This window comes from Nocardia sp. NPDC049737 (genome assembly GCF_040674755.1).
Classification (GTDB): Bacteria; Actinomycetota; Actinomycetes; order Mycobacteriales; family Mycobacteriaceae; genus Nocardia.
The window spans coordinates 1-19170 of the sequence record NZ_JBFANH010000025.1; the positions used below are offsets into that span (position 1 = coordinate 1).

Below are 19170 nucleotides of genomic sequence, written 5' to 3' on the forward strand. Positions count from 1 at the left end.
CCCACACGGGGGTATGAGGAGCCGGAACCAAATAAAACATTTGGCACTGACATTCATCGACACACTATTGAGTTCTCAAAGAACACACGCACACACATTCACTCCGGCGTAAATCCGGGGCTTCAGTGAGGCAACTTGGTGAAGCTTAGCTCAGCTGACTCCCGACACAAAATCAGGAACCTTCCGAACCAGTGTGATCGTCAGGCGCTCCTCGTACTACCTCGTTTCCCAGGCCGCTGTGCTCAACGTTTCCGCTGCGCTTTGGGCTCCGGGTCGGTGTCCGTGTCGCTCTGACTTGAATAAAGTTACTTACCGCCGTGCACGATGTCAAATCGCCTGGCCAGCGGGTGTTTACAGCGAGTTCACCCAATTGCGGAGCAGCTGCGCCCCGGCATCACCGGACTTTTCGGGATGAAACTGCGTCGCCGACAGCGGACCGTTCTCTACGGCCGCCAGGAATGGGACTCCGTGTTCGGCCCAAGTGAGCTTCGGCGCGGCGAAGTGTTCACTCGGTGGCAGGTCCCATGTTTGTGCGGCATAGGAGTGCACGAAATAGAAACGGGTATCGCTCGCCATTCCGGCGAACAAGACACTGTCGGTAGGAGCCGACACCGTGTTCCAGCCCATGTGCGGGAGCACAGGTGCGGACAGGCGCTCGACCACGCCCGGCCATTCCGCACATCCTTCGGTTTCCACCCCGAACTCCACGCCGCGCTCGAACAGGATCTGCATGCCGACGCAGATACCGAGCACCGGACGACCACCGGCCAGCCGCTGACCGATGATGCGTTCCCCTTTCACTTCGCGCAGCCCCGCCATGCACGCGGCGAACGCGCCGACGCCGGGGACGACGAGTCCATCGGCGGCCAGCGCGATACCGGCGTCGGCGGTCACCTCGACATTCGCCCCGGCCCGGATCAGCGCGCGGTGCGCGGAGTGCAGATTGCCGGAGCCGTAGTCGAGCAGAGCGACGGATTTCGTTGTCACAGTGTCCCCTTCGTCGACGGCACACCGCTCACCCGCGGATCCAGCTCGACGGCGGCGCGCAGTGCCCGAGCCACCGCCTTGAACTCGGCCTCGGTGATGTGGTGCTGGTCGCGGCCGTACAGCACGCGCACGTGCAGGGCGATGCGGGCGTTCAGCGCGATCGACTCGAAAACATGCCGGTTGAGCACGGTGGAATACGGCGCACCGGGTCCGGACCCGGGAATCAGCGCGTGCAGCAGGTGATCGGGTTCACCGGTGTGCACGCAATACGGGCGACCGGAGACGTCCACCGCGGCGTGCGCCATGGTCTCGTCCATCGGAATGAATGCATCGCCGAAGCGACGGATGCCGGACTTGTCGCCCAGTGCCTTACCCAGTGCCTGGCCGAAGACGATGGCGGTGTCCTCGACGGTGTGGTGCGCCTCGATCTCGATATCGCCCTCGGCGCGGACCGTCAGATCGAAGCTGGCGTGCGCGCCGAGCGCGGTCAGCATGTGGTCGTAGAACGGGACGCCGGTGGCGATATCGGTCTTGCCGGTGCCGTCGAGGTCCAGTTCGACGACGATATTCGATTCCTTGGTGACGCGCTCCACCCGCGCGGTGCGATTCATCTTTGCTTCCTCCACAGGCGGATTCATCGGATAGTGAGGTCGGTATCGGCCAAGGTGCCGCTGACGCGCAGGAATTCGTCGTTCTCGGCGGCCAGACCGATGGTGGCGCGCAGATATCCCGGAATGCCGACGTCGCGGATCAGCACCCCACGGTCCAGGTAGTGCTGCCAGGCGCGGGGGGCGTCGGTGAAACGACCGAAGAGCAGGAAGTTGGCGTCACTGGGGATCACCTCGAAACCCATGGCGGCCAGCGCTTCCGCGACCCGGTCGCGCTGTGCCGCCAGTTCGGCGACGCTGGCGAGGGTTTCATCGGCGTGGCGCAGGGCCGCGCGGGCAGCAGCCTGGGTGACCACCGACAGGTGGTACGGCAGCCGCACCAGCAGCATCGCGTCGATCACCGCGGGGGCGGCGACCAGATAGCCGAGGCGGCCGCCAGCGAAGGCGAAGGCCTTGCTCATGGTGCGGCTGACCACGAGTTTCGTCGGGTATCGATCGATAAGGGCGATCGCGCTGGGCTCGGCGGAGAATTCGCCGTATGCCTCGTCGACGACCACAATGCCCGGTGCGGTGGACAGGATCCGGGCCAGGTCGGCCTGCGGAATGCTGTGTCCGGTCGGATTATTGGGGCTGGTCACGAAGACCACATCGGGTCGTCGCTCGGCGATGACGGTGAGCGCGTAGTCGATATCGAGGGAGAAGTCGGCATTGCGCTTGGCCTCGACCCATTCGGTATCGATGCCCTCGGAGATGATCGGGTGCATCGAATACGACGGCACGAAACCCAGTGCGCTGCGACCGGGTCCGCCGAAGGCCTGCAGCAGCTGCTGCAGGATTTCGTTGGAGCCGTTGGCCGCCCACACGTTGGCGGTGTTCACCGCGATGCCGGTTTGGCGGGTTAGGTACTCGGCCAGGTCGGTGCGCAGCGCGACGGCGTCGCGATCCGGGTAGCGGTGCAGGTCGACGGCGGCGGCGCGAATGGATTCGGCGACGTCGTCGACGAGAGCTCGGCTCGGCGGGTGCGGGTTCTCATTGGTGTTCAGTTGCACCGGCACCGTCAATTGCGGTGCGCCGTAAGGCTTCTTGCCGCGCAGGTTCTCGCGCAGCGGCAGGTCGTCCAGACCGATGTCGGAGCCGGGCACCATGATCTCGGGGGTCATGCCAGTGCCTCGAATCGTGCTTGTACGGCCTGGCCGTGTGCGGGCAGGTCCTCGGCATTGGCCAGGGCGACCACGTGACCGGCGACGTCTTTGAGTGCGGCCTCGGTGTATTCGACGACGTGGATACCGCGTAGGAAGGTCTGCACGCTCAGGCCCGAGGAGTGCCGCGCACATCCCGCCGTCGGGAGTACGTGATTGGAGCCCGCGCAGTAGTCGCCCAGGCTGACCGGTGCGTAGGCACCGACGAAGATCGCGCCGGCGCTGCGCACTCGGGCCGCGACGCCGGACGCATCGACGGTCTGGATCTCCAGGTGTTCGGCGGCGTAGGCATTCACCACCCGGAGCCCCTGCTCGATATCGTCGACGAGCACGGTGCCGGATTGCTTGCCGGACAATGCCTCCCGCACCCGGTGCGCGTGCTTGACCACCGTCATCTGGGTGGTGAGCACGGCGTCCACCGCATCGGCGAGTTCGACGCTGTCGGTGACCAGCACGCTGGCGGCGAGCACATCGTGTTCGGCCTGGCTGATCAGATCGGCGGCCACGTGGACCGGATCGGCGGTGGCATCGGCCAGGATCGCGATCTCGGTGGGGCCCGCCTCGGCATCGATGCCGACCAAGCCGCGGCACAGACGCTTGGCGGCGGTCACGAAGATATTGCCGGGACCGGTGATCAGGTCGACCGGCTCGAGCTGCGCGCCATCGGTATCGAGACCGCCATAGGACAGCAGCGCGATGGCCTGTGCACCGCCGACGGCCCACACTTCCTCGACCCCGAGCAGCTTCGCGGCCGCCAGGATGGTCGGGTGCGGCAGCCCACCGTGCTGCGCCTGCGGCGGCGACGCCACCACCAGCGAGTCGACACCGGCCGCCTGCGCGGGCACCACATTCATCACGACGCTGGACGGGTAGACGGCATTGCCGCCGGGCACGTAGAGCCCGACCCGCTCGACCGGCACCCACCGCTCGGTGACCGTGCCACCCGGGACGACCTCGGTGGTGGTATCGGTGCGTCGCTGATCGGCGTGCACCTTGCGGGTTCGCTCGATCGCGACCTCGAGCGCGGTGCGCACGGCCGGATCCAACGTCTCCAATGCGGCCTCGAGTTCGGCCGCCGGTACCCGCACGCTCGCTGGAATCACACCGTCGAACTGTTCGCTGAACTCCAGCGCCGCCGCGACCCCGCGGTCTCGGATCGCCTCCACCACCGGTCGCACCTGATGCAGCACCGAGTCCACGTCGACTCCCCCGCGCGGCAGCGCGGTGCGCAGCTCGGCAACGGAGGGAGTACGGCCGCGCAGATCAACGCGGGCGAGCTCGAGGCGGGATGTCATGAGGTCTGCGATCCTGTCTGTCCTGATCCTTGGACGCCGTGCCCGACGCCGAGCGGTCGGTATTTTCCGCCCCGCTCCAGTTACCAGCCTATCGGTCCGGCGCCGCCCGCTATCCGCTGCGGTCGCCGGATGTGTCGCGGAGTACGGCCGCCTGCCCCGGTCCGATAGTGGACCGGGGCGCGGCGGTTGTCAGGCCGAGACGAGCCGCTTGATGATCATCGGTTCGGCGAGGATCTGGTCGAGTACGTCGCGCACGTGGAAGAAGTGTGGCGTCGTGAAATGTTCGTCAAGGGCTTCGGGGGTTATCCACTCCTCCACGAGGACCATGTGGGAAGGGTCGTTGGGATCGGTGTAGGGGTGGTAGGTCAGGCAGCCGGGCTCGGCTAGGGACGGTTCGATCATTGCTTCCAGTGCCGTGCGCAGGCGGTCTTCGCGACCCGTGCTTGCGCGGAATTCGGCGACGACATGCAGTGTCATGGTGGTTCCTCGGACGTTATGCGCGGGCGGGGCCAGTGCCCGCGCCGGTTGTGGTGATGGCGGTCTCGATTGCGGCGAGGTCGTCGGTGGTGAGCGTCAGGTCACGGGCGCCGAGCCAGCCGTCGATCTGAGTGGCGTTACGCGCGCCGACAATCGCGCCGGTGATGCCGGGCCATGCGGTTACCCAGGCCAGGGCCACCTCGGCGACGGTCACATCATGGCGGGCCGCGATCGGGCGCATGGCTTCGACGAGGGCGAGCTTGGCGGACAGGCCGGTGGTGAAGTCCGGATGCGAACCGCGCCAGTCCTCGTCGGGCAGGTTACGCAGGCGCTCCTCGGTGAAGGTGCCGGTGAGCAGGCCCGATTGCAGTGGTGAGTAGACGATCACGCCGGTTCCGTTCTCATGTGCCCAGGCGATATCGGCCGCGGCCGAGCGGTTGATCGCCGAGAACGGCGGCTGGATCGCATCGACATGGGCAATGGATTCGGCAACCGCCAGTTGGGCCGCGTCGTGGTTGGACAGGCCGATGGCGCGGACCTTGCCTTCCTTCTTCAGATCGGCCATGACCTGCCAGTACTCCTCGAGCGGAGTCGCCTGGTCGTTGGCCTCGCCCTCGGCGCCGTAGACGAAGGCCGCGCCGGTATCCGGCCAGTGCACCAAATACAGATCGATGTGGTCGGTCCGCAGCCGACGCAGCGAATCCTCGATTTCCTTGCGCACCACGTCGGGCCGCATGATCCGGCGCGGCGGGCCGGAACGGTCGTCGCCTTCTTCCCAGATCAAACCGGTTTTGGTGAACAGGTAGGGCCGCTCGGCCTCCGGGATGTCGGCGAGCGCACGACCGACCACCTCCTCGGCATGGCCCACGCCATAGGCGGCTGCGGTATCGATCCAGTTGATTCCGGCGTGCACCGCGTGTCGAATCGCGGCGATCGAGTCAGCGTCATCGGTGGCGCCCCACGAGTACTCCCAACCGGATCCGCCGAAGACCCAGGTGCCGAAGCCGAGCGGGGTGATGTCCATGCCGGTGTCGCCGAGGGGGCGGGTGTTGCTCATTGTGTCCGTCTCCGTTCACCGCCGGAACCGTTCCGGCGGTGATCACTACTTTCGTCGCGGCCAGTGGCGGTAAACAGCGCCGCGCGAGCCTGGGCACGGCATGACCAGGATGCGGCCGGGCAACCGCCTGGATACTGGATGACGTGAGTCTGGATCGACGTGCCGAACTCGGCGAATTCCTGCGTTCCCGGCGGGCCCGGCTGAGCCCGGAGGAGGTCGGCCTGCCCGATTACGGCAGCCGCCGCCGGGTGCCCGGCCTGCGCCGCGAGGAGTTGGCCATGGTGGCGGGGGTCAGCGTCGATCACTATGTGCGTCTGGAACAAGGCCGCACCCTGCATTTTTCGGAGTCGGTGCTGGATGCCGTCGCGCAGGCGCTGCGATTGAATCCGGTGGAGCGCGAGCATCTCTATCGGCTGGCGCGGCCGTGGTCCGGCGAGGAGCCACCGGCCGAGCAGGAAGTCCGCCCCGGACTGCGCAGACTGCTCGACACCGCCGCCGATGTGCCCGCCTACATCGTGGGCCGTGGCACCAATGTGCTCGCCTGGAATTCCCTTGCCGCCGCGCTCATTACCGATTTCGGTGCACTACCGCCCCACGAACGCAATCTGGCCCGGCTGGTATTCCTCGATGAGGGGATGCGCGAACTGTATGAGGACTGGGCGGCCAAGGGCGCCGATGTCGTGGCGTATCTGCGCCTGGATATGGCGCGCAATCCCGGCGATGGGGCAATCGCCTCGCTCATCGAGGAATTGAGCGCGAACTCCGCCGACTTCGCCGCCATGTGGCAGCGTCACGAACTCAAGGACAAGACGCACGGACGATACACATACCTGCACCCGGTGGTCGGCCGACTCGAGCTGGGCTTCGAAACGCTGCGCCTGCCCGATGATCCGGATCAGGCGCTGATCATGCACACCACCGAACCGGATTCTCCGAGCGCGACGGCTTTGCAGTTGCTGGCGACTTGGGCGCGGACGTCGGTGCGATCCGGATCGCGCTAGGCGCTACCCGTTGCGGGACAACTCGTTCAGCGAGCGTCGCCGCTGCGGGTGTCGCTGTCAATGAGTGGGGCCCCGCTGCCAGGGTTGATCAACCGCAGCGTCACCGACCTGTTCTGGCCCGCGTAGGTCACGCTGGCCACGTTCACGTCCACCGAACCGTCTGAGTTGGTGCCCGTACCACCATCGGCGGCATCAACAGTGTTGAAGCCCGTGACCCGATTCTGCGTCCAGTAATCCTGGAAGGCCGACTGACTGCCGTAGACCCGCTGGGCAGCGGGAGTCAACTGTTTCCACGCAGCCGCGAACCTCAGATAGATGAGGTTGTTGTAGAAGTCCACCACTTGATCGATGGATTGCCGCGAGTCTGCCTGGCCGACGCTCTTCGTCTGCCCCGGCGCGCCAGCGGCGACCGTGGAACTGGTTCCCTTGGACGCGGAGGACGAAGGCGGACTCGCTTGCACCGACGGCGTATTGGTGCCCGACTGATTCAGCGCACCGATCAGGATGGCCACGACAGCCACCACCGCACCGACGGTCGCACCGACCAATACGGCCTTGCGCTTGCCACCGGACTTGCGCAGTGCCGGACGCGGCTGCGTCGCGGTCTGCGGATGCGCGGCGGTCCGCGGACGCGACGCACCCGAGTTGTTGGGACGGGCGGAATTTCGCGGCGGCGGTGCCGGACGTGGCTGCCGCGCGGTCGGCTGATGTTCCGGCGTCGGATTCGCGGGTGGGCGCAGCGCACGCGTCGCGGATTCACCGTGCCGACCGAAAGCCTCACTAGCGGGTACGAATCCGGCGTGCACCGGTGCGGAACCGGAATCGGCGAGCGCGGAAAGATGTTCGCGGGCCGCACGCATGGTCGGCCGCTCGGTGGGGTCCGGGCTCAGCAGATCCAGTAGGAAGTCGGTCGCGGGGCCCGCATGCCGCGGTTCGCTCACCTGGCCGTTCGCCGCGGCGTAGAGCACGGCGAGCGGGTTGGCGCTGGAACCGTACGGCGGTTCGCCCTCGAGTGCGTGAAAAAGCGTTGCCCCCAAGGCGAATACGTCGGCAGCGGGCGTCGGGTCGGCGCCGCGCGCCACCTCCGGTGCGAGATAGGCGGCGGTACCGCAGATCAGGCCGGTCTCGGTGAGGGTGACGTCGCCGGTGGCGCGGGAGATGCCGAAGTCGGTGATCTTCACCGTGCCGGTGTCGTCGAGCAGGATATTGCCCGGTTTGACATCGCGGTGCACGATTCCGGCGTGATGCGCGGCGATGAGCGCCGAGGCGACCTGTTCGCCGATCCGCGCGACCTGGGTCAGCGGCAGCATGCCCTGCGCGGAGATCACGCCGGCCAGGCTCTTCGACTTCAGATACTCCATCACCAGGCACGGATCGCCGTTGTGCTCGGTGATATCGAAGACCACGATCGCATTCGGATGCTGGAAGCGCGCCGCATTGCGGGCCTCACGGAACGCGCGCTGACGCACCACATCGCGCTCTGCTTCGGGCAGGCTCGGCTTGATGTGGATCTGCTTCACCGCGACCGAGCGCTGCAGGCGTTCGTCGATGGCACGCCAAACAACACCTGTGCCGCCGCTACCAATCCGCTCGACCAGGCGGTAGTGCTCCGCGATCAATTGACCGGTATCGATGGCGCCTACTCCGAACCTTCTCGAAATCGTGACATCACGCGTATTGACCATCAACGCGTTCCGCACGAGTGTAGCGGGGCGCAATCCTCGGCACGCGGCAGCGGGGGTATATTCGCCGCCCACAACACACCGAATGCTAATGCAGTGCCGATTCGACAGTGTTGCTCAATGTCGTGCACGCAGCATACGGCCTGCGGCCTCCACGGCCGGACCCGAGCTGTTCGCATCGCTGACGAATACGGCGAAGGCCAGGTCACCGTCGATGCCGACGAACCAGCCGTGCGCGTGCTTGTCATCGAGGTACTCGGCGGTGCCGGTCTTGCCGATCAGGCCCGAAATATCGCGCAGAGCGGTGGCGGTGCCGCCGGTAATGGTTTCGCGCATCATGGTTTTCAGCTGCTCTTCGGTAGTCGGCGGCAGTGCCGCCGGGGTGTGATCGGCCACACCGGGCTGTCCGTTGACGACCATCGGCAGCGGCACCGATCCACGCGCGATGGATGCGGCGACCAGCGCCATCCCGAACGGTGAGGCCGTCACCTTGCCCTGACCGATCCCGGATTCCACGCGCAGCGCCGGGGTGTCCGCGGTCGGCACCTTGCCGGTGACTGTGGTCAGACCGGGTGTGACGAAGTCGATGCCGAGGCCCAGTTGTGCCGCGGCATCGGTCAGGCCGTTCGGTGCGAGATTCACCGCGAGTTGACCCATGGTGGTATTGCAGGACTGGGCGAAGGCGGTGTGCAGCGGCACGTTGCCGAGGTCGAAGTTGTTGTCGTTGGGGATGCTGCGGCCCTCGATATTCGCGGTCGCCGGGCACGGCAGCACGGTGTCGGGTGTCACCGCGCCAGATTGCAGTGCGGCCGAGACCGTGACGGTCTTGAAGGTCGAACCCGGCGGATACAGGCCGGTGAGCGCGATCGGTCCTTGTGCGTCGGCGGCGGCGTTCTGCGCGACGGCGAGCACCTTTCCGGTGGAGGGTTGCAGTGCCACGATCGCGGCGGGCTGGGTGATCGGCGTCAACGCGCTCTCCGCGTAGCGCAGCAGATCGGTGTCGAGTGTGGTCACGATATCCGGGGTGGGTGCGGGATCCTGACCGGCGACGCGTTCGGTGCCGTCCGCGGTCTGTGCCCGCACCGCCCAGCCTGCTGCCGCGTCGGCGGAACTCTGCCAGAGTTCGGCGAGGCCGGACAGCACCGGTGATGCGAGGGATTTGTCGGTCGTGAGCAGGCGGGTCTGCGGTGCCAGGGTGACGCCCGGAACGGCGGCCAGCGCCGTCTGGATCGGGGCGATATCGGCGTCGCGCAAGGTGACCGCGGTGATCGGCTTGCCCTGTGCCGCAGCCAGATCCGATTGCAATGACTGTGTCGTGATATCGGGGGCGATGGGGGCGAGCAGGGCCGCGAGCGCGGCGGTGTCGGCACTCGGGGCGACGTTCACCAGGGTGACCATCTGCTCGGTCATCAACTCACCGCCGGATGCCTCGAGCACACGCGCGGGCTTCGGATTGGTGGTGGCGTAGTTCAGCGGGCCGCGCGCGAGACCGGGTGCGACGGTATCGGGATCCCATTTGATCTTCCAGACGCCGCCGGACTCACGGGCGGACCCGTTGGTGGTGTAGCTCCACGTGTTCTTGCCGGCCTTGCCGAACTTCCAGGTGGCGGCGAGGGCGAAGGAGTTCTTATCCGCGCTGCGGACCTCGAATTTCACATCCTTGCCGAGCCCGTCGTAAAGCTTGCCCAGCGCATCCGACGCTTTGGCCGGATCATCGGTGAGTGCGGCGGCCGCGGCGACGTCATCGCGACTGAGCGCATCGGCGAACTGCCCGGCGACGGTGTCGGGCTGGTCCGGCCCAGAGCTGCAACCAAGGGCCAGGACGGTGGCTGCGAACAGAACGAGAAGATTCCGGTTGGCACGCACCCCGCCGACTCTAGTGGCCGATCGTGACCAACTCGGGTAGCCCGCACGGAGGAAGCCGCACTTCTGTCGCGATCCGGGTGGACCGCAACAGGTGCGAATGTACGGACTTCAGGCGAGCCAAGGCCCCTGGGCGAGCGCTGTGGCGTCGGGTTCGGACAGGTCGATATCGAAGACCTCGGTGAGGACTTTCGGAAGTTCGGTGAGTTCGAGTTCGCGGGTTTCGCTGGAGCCGTTCGGATATTCGGTGATGAGGGTGAGGTTGTCCAGTACGTGGTGGACGTCCGGGAGGAAGCGCTGCACGAACGGCCGGGCGGTGAACGGTGAGCGCGGGGCGGTGGAGACGAAGTGGTTACCGACCGCGAAATCGATGCGGTACTGCGGGTTCAACGTGAAGGTATAGCGGTCGATCCAGCCGTCGCGGCCGAATTGGTGCAGCACCCACAGGTCGCTATCGAGTTCGCCGGTGGTGTGTTCGAGCCGGAAGCGCCAGTCGCCGAGTGCGAATTCGCCGCCCTCGACCAGTTCGTAGGGCGCGAGCGGGCCCGAGCCGAAGCCGACATCGCAGATCCACACGCGATCGTCATCGCCGGTGGTGACGCGCAGCAGGGCGTGGGTGGCCGGGCGCAGGCCGTCGGCTACGCCCATGGTGACCCGGCCGCTGAGACCGGTCACCCCGAAGCCGAGCCGTTCCAGCGCGGCGGCGAACAGGCCGACGTTCTCGTAGCAGTACCCGCCGCGTCGATGCCGGATCATCTTGTCCTGCAACGATTCCAGATCCAGCGGGACGGGGCGGCCGAGAATGGACTCCAGGTTCTCGAACGGGATCGTGGTGGTGTGCGCGTGGACGAGGGCGCGCAGGGCGGCCAGTGTCGGGGTGCGGTCGCCGGTGTAGCCGATGCGGGCCAAGTACGCGTCGAGGTCCAATTCCGCGCCGTTCCAGTGGTAAGCGGGGTCATTCGGCTTCATTGCACCTCTCCTTGTGTACGGTTCTGCCCGGATGAACCACACCACAGCGACAAGTGTTCCCTAGGCGGCGCATTTGGCGTCCGGCGGCGCCGCGGGAGCGACCACAGTGTCGCGGGCGACGTCGACCAGATAGTCGCGATCGGGTCCGTCGACGGGTTCGGTGCCGAGCAGCAGGCGCTCGACGACGCAGCCGCCCTCGAAGTACGCGGGACCGACGCTGTGGTCGCCAGGGACCACGGCGCCGTTCAAATCGCGGCCGGTGACGATGGTGTACATCGAGGTGGGTTTGCCCGCGGCGAGCAGTCCGGCTCGCATTTCCAGGGTCGCCGGGTACGGCACCACATCGTCGCCGGTGCCGTGGATGAGGAAGGCACGCTTCATGCTCATCCGGGCGGCGAGGAGAACGGGCGAACGTTCGGTATAGGCCTGCGGGCAGACCGTCGGGGCGCAGCCGCCCGCATCGCGTTCGATCTGAGCGGGCAGTGCGGGATCGACGCCCGCCGAGGCGAGCCACATGGTGAAATCGTCCGCGGGCCCATAGTTGTCGACCCAATAGTCGAAGAGTCCCTGCGGGCCGTGCGCCACCGCGAGTCCGCTCATTGTGCCGCCCTGACTCCAGCCCCACAGCACGGTGCGGCCGATCGTCGGATGTTCGTTCTTGTACCACTGGGTGGCGGTGACGATATCGCGCCAGCCCGCCCACAGATTCCAGTCGCCGGTGCGCCAGACGCCGGTCGTGCTGCGGGCGTCCATGGACAGAATCGGGGTCGCGGCGCGGCGGGCGATCGAGGTCAGATATTCGGCGTAGTCGGCGGAGGTGCCGTCGTGGCCGTGGACCGCGATGACCAGATCGCGCGGCGTCAGATCACCTGCCGCACAGCTATACGGTTCGTATACCCGGCCGGTGGCGTCCTCGCCGTCCACCGTCAGGGTCACCGGCCGCACGTCGACTCGGACCTCGCATTCCGGTTCGGCCGAAACCGACGGTGCGACAAGACTTGTCGTCGACACCGCGGCGAACAGCGCACAGCCGAGCATCAGCAGTAGGTGCCTCATTCTGGAATGATGACATGCGGCTATCGCTGTCCGATAAACGGGCGAGTCGCGACGAATACCGCGCCGAGCACCGCTGCCGCTCCCACAATGCCCGCGAAGGTCGTCGCGCCCGCAGGCAAACCGATTGCGTCACTGAGGAATCCGGCCGACAGCGGAAGCAATGCTGCGGGCAGGTAGCCACCGACGTTCTGGGCGGCATTGGCCTCGGCAAGCCGATCGGCGGGCACGCTCGCGCTGATGGCCGTGAGACCGCCGAACTGGCCCAAGCCCTGGCCGATCCCCGCGAGGATCGCGGCGGCGGCGAAGACCGCGATCGAAGACAACCGCAGCGCCGCGACCAAGGTGATCGTGCTGAGCAGGGTGGCTGCCGTGCCGCCGAGCAGGATCGTGCGCAGGCGCAGCCGCCGCACCGCGAATTGGACGCCGGTGGCGCCGAGGAACATGACGAAGGCCAGGCCGCCGGCGAGCACGCGGTTGGTGGCACCCAAGAGGGTCGACAGGAGCGAGGGGCCGAGCGAGAGCACGAATGATGTCGCGGTAATCCCCGGTGCGAATACCGCGATGCCGAGCAGAACTGGGGTGCGCCCACCCGATGCGACCGCGGGAATGCGAATCCATGGGCCGCGTCCGCGCGCACCCTTGGGCAGCTCCAGCCGCGCCAAGACCGCGAAAGCCGTAGCGAGCAAGACGATTTCAACGATGAATATGGTGACGGTCGGACCGGGTACGAACTGTGACAGCAGACCTGCCAGCAATGGTCCGAAGCCCGCGCCGAGCACCATGGCCGATGAGGCCGCCAGTGCGGCAAGGCGTTTGCGCTCCGGACCGCCGATATCGGTTACCGCCGCCATCCCCGCCGAAACGGCCGCGCCGACCGCTATTCCGGTGAGCAGGCGCGCTATCGCCAGCATCGCGACCGAATTCGCGGTGGCGAACAAGACGCAGGCGAGCATGGCGAGGAGCACCGCCGGCAGTAGCACAGGTTTGCGGCCGATGCGGTCCGACACCACGCCCGCCACCAGCAGCGCGCCGAGCAATCCGGCGATGTAGCAGGCGAATACGGCGGTCAGCGTGCCTGAGGAGAAGCCCAGCCGGTGCTGCCACACGACATAGAGCGGGGTAGGCGCATTCGAGAGCACGAACACCGCGAGCACGGGCCATGCCGCCAGCCAAACCGCGCCGTCGCGGCGCACCTCGGTTTCCGGTTTCGCCGCGAGCGTCGTCATGTCAACTCCTTGTTCGAAAATTCTCGTACTGGTACGACAGGAGTCGAACTTAACATCTAGTACGATAGAAGTCGAACTAAGGATTTGCCGATCCGCAGGAGACCCGATGCCATCGACCGACACCGTCGCGACCACGCTGCCCGAGCCGAAGCGTGCCGAGCTGCGACTGGAGAATGTGCTCGGCGTGCTCAGCGATCCGCTGCGGCTGAGCATGGTGCAGAAACTGCTGCTCGAATCCCCCGAGACCGATCGCTCCTGCGGCTGGTTCGAGATCGATCGGCCGAAATCGACACTGACACATCATTTCCGGGTGCTGCGCGAGGCGGGTGTCACCCGCCAGCGGCAGTACGGACTGGAGCGCCGCAGCCGGGTGCGGATCGAGGACCTCGACGCGCGTTTTCCGGGACTGCTCGATCTGGTGCGTGCTTGGCAACCGGCGTAATTCGGTGCCGTTTCGGGGGCACGCGTGTCCCGGTGGGGCCTGCTACCGTGCGCGCGATAGGCGATCCAGCGCTCGGACGCGCGCATGTGCTGCGGTAGATAGGCAAGGCGGCGGGGAAGCCACCGAGGCCGATGCGGTCCAGATCGGCATCATGATCGGCAATGCGGACGGGAATTTCGATGAGGACGAGATCGCGGCGGTGCGCGAGGCGTGCCAGGCCCTGCGGGTGGATCCGCAGTAGTTCGGCCCTGCCCGCTAGTATTCGCATATGCGTTCGATTGATGTGGCGGAGCGGCGGGCCCGGCTAGCGCGACGGCATCGGCTCACACCAGCGTGTCGCACCGATGACGTAGCCGAGATCGTCCGTTCCCTAGTCGTACTGCATGCGACCGATCCGGCGACGGCGTATCTGTCGGTGGGCGCACGCAGCCTCACCGCCGAGCCCGCGCATGTCGAGAAAGCACTGTACGACGATCGGACGCTGCTGCGCCTGCTCGCGATGCGGCGCACGATGTTCATCGCGCCGGTCGAACTGCTGCCGATATTGCAGGCGTCGTGCGCGGATGCGTTGGCGGAGAAGCAGCGTCGCACCTACGGCAGGTTCATCGAGCAGGCCGGAGTTGTCGACGGGGACGTGCGCGCCTGGCTCGCCGACGTCGAAGATGAAACGCACAAGGCACTTTTGGCACGCGGTGCGGCGACCGGCGCACAGTTGAGCAAGGACGTGCCCCGGTTGCGCACGCAGGTCAATACCGCTCCGGACAAGGCATATTCGCGTCCCAACAGCATCACCACCTGGGTGCTTGTGATCCTCGGCGTGGAGGGGCGCATCGTGCGCGGTCGACCGAACGGCAGTTGGACGAGCAGCCAATACACCTGGTCGCCGATCGAAACCTGGCTGCCGCAAGGCGTTGCGACCATGCCGGCCGATGCGGCCCGCGCCGAACTCGTCCGGCAGTGGCTCTACGCCTTCGGCCCCGCGCCAGTCACCGATATCAAGTGGTGGACCGGCTGGACGCTTACCGAAGTCCGCAAGGCCCTGGCCCAACTCGACGTGGTGGAAGTCGATCTCGACGGCAGTGCCGGGCTACTACTGGCCGACGACCAGGAACCGACCCCTGAGTCCGAACCATGGGCTGCCCTACTCCCCGCACTCGACCCCACCCCGATGGGCTGGCAGTCCCGCGACTGGTACCTCGGCCCACACACCCCGATGCTCTTCGACCGCAGTGGAAACGTCGGGCCCACCATCTGGTGGGAGGGCCGCATTGTCGGCGGCTGGGCCCAACGCAAAGACGGCGAAATCGTCTACCGCCTACTGGAAGACATCGGCTCCGAAGCAGAATCGCTCATCGAAGCCGAAGCCGCCCGCATCAGCACCTGGTACGGCGAAGTTCGCGCCATCCCTCGCTTCCGAACCCCATTGGAACGCGAACTCACCGCCTGACTGCTACATGTCCAGCCCGAGGTCGAGGACGCGCACCGAATGGGTGAGCGCGCCGACGGCCAGGTAGTCGACGCCGGTGCGGGCGTAGTCCGCGGCGTCGGCGAGGGTCAAGCCGCCGGAGGATTCGAGCTTGGTGTCAGGGGCCTGGGCGTTGCGACGTTGGACGGCAGCTTGGGTTTGCCAGAGAGGGAAGTTGTCGAGCAGAACCAGTTCGACATTTTCGGCCAGGACGGCATCGAGTTGTTCGAGGCTGTCCACTTCGACCTCGCAGGCGATATCGGGGGCCAGGTCGCGCACCGCGCGCAGGGCCGCGACCACCGAACCGGCGGCTACCACGTGGTTGTCCTTGATCAGGGCGGCGTCACCGAGGCCCATGCGGTGGTTGACGCCACCGCCGACGCGGACCGCGTACTTCTGCAGGGCACGCAGGCCGGGCAGGGTTTTGCGGCTGTCGCGGATGCGGCAGTTGGTGCCCGCGACCTCATCCACCCACGCGGCGGTGGCAGTGGCGATGCCGGAGAGGTGGCAGACCAGGTTGAGCATGGTGCGTTCGGCGGTGAGCAGGCCACGGGTCGGCGCGACCAGTCCGAGCACGGACTGACCCGGCTCGACCCGAGTGCCGTCGGCGACCCGATCGGTGATTTCGTAATTGCCCGCACCGATCACCTCGTCGAGCACGAGCAGACCGATATCGAGCCCGGCCACCGTGCCCGGCTGGCGCGAAACCACCGACGCCTTCACCACCGCGTCGGCGGGAACCGTTGCCGCCGTGGTGATATCGGGGCCGTATCGCAGATCCTCATCCAGTGCGGTGCGAATCAGGGCCAGCATTTCGTCACGATCCAGGCCGGTATCCAGTCCCATCAGTGCACTCCTCGTCCTACTATTCTCGTGCATTGCCGCGGTCATGAGGCGCTGGGGATGGCGTCCTGGGTCCAGCTGGTGAGGTCGAGACCGTCGGGGGCGGGCACGGGGTGACCTTCTGGTCCCAGACGCACTGCGCGACTACGGCGTTGGTGGTCGTCGGGGGTCGGGTGGTCGGAGCGGGTGTGCGAGCCGCGGCTTTCCGTGCGGGCTGCCGCGGAGAGCAAGAGGACCTGGGCGGTGAGGGTGAGGGCCGCGTCCTCGAATGCGGTGATGCGTTGCGCCGCGGCCGCGGCCGCATCGTTGAGATCTGCGGTCGCGTGCGATGCCTCACCCGTATTCACCGCGCCGCTGCCGTTCAGTGCGCCGCTCAGCTCCGTGAGCTCGATCGCCGCGCTCGTCGATCCCGCGAATCGCTGGTTGGCGCTGGTCAGCTCGGCACGCAAGCGACTTGCCGCACTGTGCGACACCGCATCGCGCAACCGTGCGGCCGCCTCCGCAAGCCCAGCGGCATCGCGAACCACGGAGGCATGCAATGTCATCGACTGCTGCACCAGGGCACGGGCCGCGCGCGGAATGGTGTGGAAGGAAACGTCCGTGACGTGCGCTTCCTCGTCGAGGCGTTCCGCGGCGGCCACCCCTGCGCGCTCACCGACTACCAGACCCTCGAGCAGACTGTTCGAGGCCAGCCGGTTGGCACCGTGCAGCCCGGTCCGCGCCACCTCACCCGCGGCATACAGACCGGGAACCGCGGTCCGGCCATGGGTGTCGGTCACGACCCCGCCGCATTGGTAGTGCGCGGCGGGTGCGACCGGAATGAGCTCGGTATGCGGATCGATCCCGGCGGCCAGGCAGGATGCGGTGATCGTCGGAAAACGTTGTGGGAAGCTGTCGATCGCGCGGGCATCGAGATAGACGTGATCGGTGCCGAGGGCGCGCATCCGGGCGGCGATCGCACGTGACACCACATCGCGCGGTGCCAGATCACCACGCGGGTGCACACCCGCGGTGACCGAATTCCCTTCGGAATCGACCAGTATCGCGCCTTCGCCGCGGACGGCCTCGCTGATCAAGGGCCGTCTGCCGAGTCCACCAGGGGTGTAGAGCACCGTCGGATGGAATTGCACGAATTCGAGATCGGCCACCGTCGCACCGGCCCACAGCGCAAGCGCGATACCGTCGGCGGTCGCGCCCGGCGGATTCGTGCTCAGCGCGTACAGCTGTCCGAGCCCGCCCGTGGCCAGCAGCACCGCTGGCGCGTGCACGACCCCGAATCCGTTCTCGGACACCGCGATCACGCCCTGAACTCCGGTCCGCCCGGTGACAACTTCCAGTGCCGCGGCACCGAACAGGACCGGCAGTCCGGCCGCGTTCAGCGCACGCTGCACCTCGGCACCCGTAGCGTCCCCTCCGGCATGAATGATCCGCCGCGTGCTGTGCCCGCCCTCGCGGGTACGCGAGATCTGACCGTCGCGCGCCAGATCGAAGACCGCGCCCAGATCGGTCAGCGCGGCGACGGCGGCCTGACCGCCCTCGACGATCGACCGCACCGCCGCCTCGTCACACAGTCCAGCACCGGCCTCGACCGTGTCACGCACATGCGATTCCACCGAATCCTCTTGCGGCGCAACAACAGCGATGCCGCCCTGAGCGTACTGGGTCGCGGTATCGGTCGGGCCGCCCTTGCTGAGGATGAGCACTCGCAGACCGCGCAGCGATGCCGTGCGTGCCGCGGTCAATCCGGCGACGCCACCGCCGATCACGACCAGATCGGCGGCGGCTTCCCAGTCGATCCGCGGCGCGATGCTCATGCGCCCCTGCCCTTCGCGACCTGGTCGGCAACGCAACCGCTACCGACCGCCCCGGCGATCATTCCGCACCGCCACTCCGGACGAGCGCGCACATCACGCTCCGATCGCGGCCGCTCATTCGCCACCGCCTGGATTGCCGATTTCGATCATGCGCTGCACCGAATTGCGGGCCAGCGCGGCGGTTTCCAGGTCGACGTGCACCTCATCGGTGTTCTCCACGAGCGAGCGCAGCAGCGCCGCCGGGGTGATCATCTTCATGTACTTGCAGGACGCACGATCGTTCACGGCCTGGAAGTCGATGCCGGGGGCGGCCTTGCGCAGCTGGTGCAGCATGCCTACCTCGGTGGCGACCAGGACCTGATTCGACTTCGCGGCCTTGGCGGCGTCGATCATTCCGCCGGTCGACAGAATGTGCACCCGATCGGCTGGGAACGAGCCCTCGCCCGCGAGGTACAAAGCCGAAGTGGCGCAACCGCATTCGGGGTGCACGAACAGTTCGGCATCCGGGTGGGTGCGGGCCTGTTCGGTCAGTTCGTCGCCGTTGATCCCGGCGTGCACGTGGCATTCGCCCGCCCAGATGTGGATATTCTCGCGGCCGGTGACCCGCTTGACGTGCGCGCCGAGGAACTGATCCGGCAGGAACAGCACCTCACGGTCGGGATCAATCGAGGCGACCACATCGACAGCATTCGAGGAAGTGCAGCAGATATCGGTGAGCGCCTTCACCGCGGCGGTGGTGTTCACATACGAGACGACCACCGCATTCGGGAATTCGGCCTTCCAGGCCCGCAATTCGTCGGCGGTGATGGAATCTGCCAGGGAACAGCCCGCCCGCTCGTCCGGAATGAGCACAGTCTTCTCGGGGCTGAGGATCTTTGCCGTCTCGGCCATGAAGTGCACACCGCAGAACACGATGGTGTCCTCGGGGGCCTCGGCCGCGATGCGGGACAGCGCCAGCGAGTCGCCGACATGGTCGGCCACGTCCTGGATCTCGGGCAACTGGTAGTTGTGCGCGAGAATCGTCGCGTTGCGCTCCCTGGCGAGGCGCTTGACCTCGACCGCCCACTCCGGTGTGGCCTCGACACCGGTGAATCCGGTCGGACCATCGACTACCTGCCCCATCAGCGGGGGCGCCAACTTCACACCCATGGTCGCCATGGATGGCTCCTCTCCTCGTGCGCTCGGC

The 19170-nt window shown here is 66.8% G+C and carries 18 protein-coding genes; 4 read left to right on the plus strand and 14 right to left on the minus strand.

Going from position 1 to position 19170, the window contains the following annotated elements; genetic code table 11:
- Nucleotides 1-351: 351 nt before the first annotated feature.
- The 6 genes from hisH to AB0J47_RS29275 all read right to left on the minus strand — a co-directional run bounded on the left by hisH (nt 352) and on the right by AB0J47_RS29275 (nt 5623).
- Nucleotides 352-987: an imidazole glycerol phosphate synthase subunit HisH gene (gene hisH, locus AB0J47_RS29250; protein WP_364352993.1), complete on the minus strand. Its 636-nt coding sequence runs from the start codon at nt 985-987 to the stop codon at nt 352-354.
- Complete coding sequence (gene hisB, locus AB0J47_RS29255; protein ID WP_364352996.1) at nt 984-1598, minus strand: imidazoleglycerol-phosphate dehydratase HisB; 615 nt, start codon at nt 1596-1598, stop codon at nt 984-986. The genes hisH and hisB overlap by 4 nt, the downstream gene beginning before the upstream one ends.
- 23 nt (nt 1599-1621) lie before the next feature.
- Entirely contained in the window at nt 1622-2755 is a 1134-nt protein-coding gene (locus AB0J47_RS29260) for a histidinol-phosphate transaminase (protein WP_364352999.1), read from the minus strand.
- Nucleotides 2752-4089: a histidinol dehydrogenase gene (gene hisD / locus AB0J47_RS29265; protein ID WP_364353002.1), complete on the minus strand. Its 1338-nt coding sequence runs from the start codon at nt 4087-4089 to the stop codon at nt 2752-2754. Before hisD ends, AB0J47_RS29260 begins: the two co-directional genes overlap by 4 nt.
- 189 nt (nt 4090-4278) lie before the next feature.
- Nucleotides 4279-4566 carry a putative quinol monooxygenase gene (locus tag AB0J47_RS29270; RefSeq protein WP_364353005.1) on the minus strand — a complete coding sequence of 96 codons (288 nt, stop codon included), beginning with the start codon at nt 4564-4566 and terminating at the stop codon, nt 4279-4281.
- A 16-nt stretch (nt 4567-4582) separates the two neighbouring features.
- A complete protein-coding gene (locus AB0J47_RS29275) occupies nt 4583-5623 on the minus strand; it encodes an aldo/keto reductase (RefSeq protein ID WP_364353008.1) in 1041 nt (346 codons plus the stop codon).
- 143 nt (nt 5624-5766) lie between these two features.
- Between AB0J47_RS29275 and AB0J47_RS29280 the strand changes: the two genes are divergently transcribed.
- Entirely contained in the window at nt 5767-6624 is an 858-nt protein-coding gene (locus tag AB0J47_RS29280) for a helix-turn-helix transcriptional regulator (RefSeq protein ID WP_364353011.1), read from the plus strand.
- A 26-nt stretch (nt 6625-6650) separates the two neighbouring features.
- Here AB0J47_RS29280 and AB0J47_RS29285 read toward each other — a convergent pair whose 3' ends face one another.
- The 5 genes from AB0J47_RS29285 to AB0J47_RS29305 all read right to left on the minus strand — a co-directional run bounded on the left by AB0J47_RS29285 (nt 6651) and on the right by AB0J47_RS29305 (nt 13420).
- Nucleotides 6651-8309: a protein kinase gene (locus AB0J47_RS29285; protein ID WP_364353014.1), complete on the minus strand. Its 1659-nt coding sequence runs from the start codon at nt 8307-8309 to the stop codon at nt 6651-6653.
- Nucleotides 8310-8423: 114 nt separating this feature from the next.
- Nucleotides 8424-10172, minus strand: coding sequence for a penicillin-binding transpeptidase domain-containing protein (locus tag AB0J47_RS29290; protein ID WP_364353016.1), 1749 nt, complete (start codon nt 10170-10172; stop codon nt 8424-8426).
- 108 nt (nt 10173-10280) lie between these two features.
- A complete protein-coding gene (locus tag AB0J47_RS29295) occupies nt 10281-11138 on the minus strand; it encodes an arylamine N-acetyltransferase (RefSeq protein WP_364353019.1) in 858 nt (285 codons plus the stop codon).
- Between the two features lie 60 nt (nt 11139-11198).
- Complete coding sequence (locus tag AB0J47_RS29300) at nt 11199-12194, minus strand: prolyl oligopeptidase family serine peptidase (RefSeq protein WP_364353022.1); 996 nt, start codon at nt 12192-12194, stop codon at nt 11199-11201.
- Nucleotides 12195-12214: 20 nt separating this feature from the next.
- Entirely contained in the window at nt 12215-13420 is a 1206-nt protein-coding gene (locus AB0J47_RS29305; RefSeq protein WP_364353025.1) for an MFS transporter, read from the minus strand.
- A gap of 106 nt (nt 13421-13526) precedes the next feature.
- Here AB0J47_RS29305 and AB0J47_RS29310 point away from each other — a divergent pair, with 106 nt between their 5' ends.
- The 3 genes from AB0J47_RS29310 to AB0J47_RS29320 all read left to right on the plus strand — a co-directional run bounded on the left by AB0J47_RS29310 (nt 13527) and on the right by AB0J47_RS29320 (nt 15309).
- A complete protein-coding gene (locus AB0J47_RS29310) occupies nt 13527-13862 on the plus strand; it encodes an ArsR family transcriptional regulator (protein WP_364353028.1) in 336 nt (111 codons plus the stop codon).
- A 151-nt stretch (nt 13863-14013) separates the two neighbouring features.
- Nucleotides 14014-14103: a TerB family tellurite resistance protein gene (locus tag AB0J47_RS29315; protein ID WP_364353031.1), complete on the plus strand. Its 90-nt coding sequence runs from the start codon at nt 14014-14016 to the stop codon at nt 14101-14103.
- Nucleotides 14104-14130: 27 nt separating this feature from the next.
- The gene (locus AB0J47_RS29320) at nt 14131-15309 is read left to right on the plus strand and encodes a winged helix DNA-binding domain-containing protein (protein WP_364353034.1); all 1179 of its coding nucleotides are present in this window, start codon (nt 14131-14133) and stop codon (nt 15307-15309) included.
- A gap of 3 nt (nt 15310-15312) precedes the next feature.
- Here the strand turns inward: AB0J47_RS29320 and nadC are convergent, their stop codons facing one another.
- The 3 genes from nadC to nadA all read right to left on the minus strand — a co-directional run bounded on the left by nadC (nt 15313) and on the right by nadA (nt 19142).
- On the minus strand, nt 15313-16173 hold the full coding sequence (gene nadC, locus AB0J47_RS29325) for a carboxylating nicotinate-nucleotide diphosphorylase (protein ID WP_364353037.1): 861 nt from the start codon (nt 16171-16173) through the stop codon (nt 15313-15315).
- A gap of 41 nt (nt 16174-16214) precedes the next feature.
- Nucleotides 16215-17984, minus strand: coding sequence for an L-aspartate oxidase (locus AB0J47_RS29330; protein ID WP_364353040.1), 1770 nt, complete (start codon nt 17982-17984; stop codon nt 16215-16217).
- A 114-nt stretch (nt 17985-18098) separates the two neighbouring features.
- Nucleotides 18099-19142 carry a quinolinate synthase NadA gene (gene nadA, locus AB0J47_RS29335; RefSeq protein ID WP_364353043.1) on the minus strand — a complete coding sequence of 348 codons (1044 nt, stop codon included), beginning with the start codon at nt 19140-19142 and terminating at the stop codon, nt 18099-18101.
- Between the last annotated feature and the right edge of the window lie 28 nt (nt 19143-19170).